Genomic DNA, 1,840 nt, shown 5'->3' on the forward strand with positions numbered 1-1,840 from the left:
TGCGGTTTTGCAGCTTGCCCGCCAGCCGGCGGGCGAACCACATTCGATGATCCACGTAACGCTTATCCACCACGCCCGAGAACCAAATACCCCAGAAGTTTCTATATACCATTCGTGAATTAAAAATGGCCACTCATGAAGTCAGTTCGGATTGACACGTGAAGTTTTTGGTAATTGTTAGCGCAATCGCTCCAAATATTAAATTGACATGATGCAAATCGATACGCTCTCCCTTATGACATCATCTTTGGCTCAATTAGTTCGTTTCTTTCAAGGAAGGTCTAAGCTTCTACTTTTGATAGTCGTAGTAAGCCTTTCGTTTCATTGTGAAGGTCAAGAAATTGATATCCGATACTCCCATGATGATTACGTTTCGGGGATGCATACCATGTATTTGGATGGCTCTATTTACTATGTGAAATCAATTGCCTCAGGATTTGAATACAGATCAGCATATCAAGATTGGTTAATCAAAAGTGACTTGAATTTGAATCCTGTAGATAGTATAAATCTTTACAGAGATTCGGCGGATTTGTCTCTAATTACTAGCATTTCCAGCTATTCGGATACCATAGAGTGTATCTATTTGAAGTACCATGCCGGAGCCTGTTGGTATGAAACCAAGATTGATTACTACGATACTTCTTTCAACTATTTAGGACAGATTGAATTGGGTGATTCGGCAAATTCCGTTTCGTTGGTAGGTTCCATTGCTGGATGGAACGGCAACAGGTACTACTATGGTTACGCGGTATCTTGTCCATCCTTCAGCGAAAAACCAATAATTGTTGAGAAACTTCGAAACGGTAATACACGATTCGATACCATAAATGTCGTCATCCAGAGGGGCGCTGTTCGGGCTATGATCAAACATGATTCGGGTTACGTCGCAATCTTATATATTCACAATACTCTAGGTTTTGAATGGGTAGTGTTAGATGACAGCTTGTCTCATCAAAGCTCTGGAGCCACTGCCTTGAATGATTTTGTCATAACCGATCTTATTGGTCTTACAGAAGTTAATGGAGATCTGGTTTTAATTGGCCCTAGTGTTAACTATCGCATCTTGCCTTTCGCTAGGGATTATTGGAACACATCAGTACTTAAATTCAATGCGAGCTCGGGAGTGCAATCAATCGACACATTGCATGTTGATGGGGAATTTAACTTTGATATATCAGGCAACGGCACTATTGGCGCTGGTATGGATGCATTTGATGGCACGAAAAAGGATAGTGCGATTTTTGTTCAATCGAATACACAGGTACTTACTTGGGAATGGAGCAATCCTTGGAAGAATACGATTTTCATTTACAATTACAATCTTCAGTCTGGTATGCTGAATTGGCAATCAGAGTATAGAATTGAAGGAATCATTGGTTCCAACGCAAGTGTTTCAACGCTTCCTAGAAATAGAGTGCTCGTTTCAAATTATGAATTTGTGAGGGATAGCTTGAACCCCACGGCTTACAATTTGCAACTTCATCTGATGATTCTAGATTCGACTGGAAGAATCTCTTTGGAAAAAACGCATCATCCTCCGATTTTGGAGGCAATAGTCTCACCAAATCCGGCAAAAGATTTCATTAAAGTAAGTGTTGAAGAATCCACAGGTTTGAGGAATCTCAAATATACAATCATGGATGTGCAAGGAAGGATAGTGCAGTCGGGAGTCCTCAATACATCTGGAGTAATTGAATTTGGTCATCGGATAAATTCGGGATATTATCTGTTGGAGTTATCTAGTCGTAGACGACACCGGATAGATAAGATTCAAGTGAACCGTTAGGGCTTCGTAACTTTTGGGAATAAGAACCCAAAAAAAAGCCTCATATATCCC

Annotated in this window: 1 protein-coding gene; it reads left to right on the forward strand. The window is 40.5% G+C overall.

Features of this window, described 5'->3' with window-relative positions; all coding sequences use genetic code 11:
* Positions 1 to 211: 211 nt before the first annotated feature.
* A complete protein-coding gene (locus F8C67_RS14225) occupies positions 212 to 1,789 on the forward strand; it encodes a T9SS type A sorting domain-containing protein (RefSeq protein WP_170266485.1) in 1,578 nt (525 codons plus the stop codon).
* Positions 1,790 to 1,840: the final 51 nt, after the last annotated feature.

Source organism: Phaeocystidibacter luteus (assembly GCF_008933115.1).
In the GTDB taxonomy this organism is placed as follows: domain Bacteria; phylum Bacteroidota; class Bacteroidia; order Flavobacteriales; family Schleiferiaceae; genus Phaeocystidibacter; species Phaeocystidibacter luteus.